This window comes from Pseudomonas sp. B611 (genome assembly GCF_055407965.1).
This window is the reverse complement of the sequence record NZ_JBUZST010000048.1, coordinates 1-937: the sequence shown is the minus strand read 5'-3', so window position 1 is coordinate 937 and position 937 is coordinate 1. Positions and strand designations below refer to the sequence as shown.

General features: G+C 59.4%; 1 protein-coding gene. It reads right to left on the bottom strand.

Translation table 11 applies throughout. From position 1 onward, the window contains the following. On the bottom strand, positions 1-937 hold a 937-nt coding region (locus ACZRMO_RS30210; protein ID WP_463975273.1), incomplete at both ends, for a hypothetical protein.

Genomic DNA, 937 nt, shown 5'->3' with positions numbered 1-937 from the left:
CGCAACGAACGTACCGGCGACGGTGCCTTCTACGGCAGAGTTTTCTTCCAGGGTGTTGGCAACGACTTCAATCACTGGCACGTCGTTGTGCAGGTTGACGGTCGGTTGGTCGGAACCGGTGGAGTTCAGGCCCTGCGGGTCGGTGACGGTGAGGTCAATCTTCGGCAGCTGGTTGCCAGCGTTGACAAAATTCGCGCCCGCCTGGGTCAGTACAACGTTGTTGCCAACGATGGCGTAGTAGCCGGCGTCGTTGGTGCCCGCAGTGAAGGTGATGGTCAGGCCATCGCGTGGCGTTTCTTCGTCGGTTGCAGTGAAGGTACCGGCGACGGAGCCCTCAACGGCCGAGTTTTCTTCCAGGGTGTTGGCGACAACTTCAATCACCGGCACATCGTTATGCAGGTTAACCACTGGCTGGTCGGAGCCGGTGGAGTTCAAGCCTTGAGGGTCGGTGACGGTCAGGTCGATTTTCGGCAGCTGGTTGCCAGCGTTGACGAAATTCGCACCCGCCTGGGTCAGCACGACGTTGTTACCTACGATGGCGTAGTAGCCGGCGTCGTTGGTGCCCGCAGTGAAGGTGATGGTCAGGCCGTCACGTGGAGTTTCTTCGTCAGTCGCGGTGAAGGTACCGGCGACGGTGCCTTCTACGGCAGAGTTTTCTTCCAGGGTGTTGGCGACAACTTCAATCACCGGCACGTCGTTATGCAGGTTGACCACTGGCTGATCGGAACCGGTGGAGTTCAAGCCTTGAGGGTCGGTGACGGTCAGGTCGATTTTTGGCAGCTGGTTGCCGGCGTTGACGAAGTTCGCGCCTGCTTGGGTCAGTACAACGTTGTTGCCAACGATGGCGTAGTAGCCGGCGTCGTTGGTGCCCGCAGTGAAGGTGATGGTCAGGCCGTCACGTGGAGTTTCTTCGTCAGTCGCGGTGAAGGTACCGGCG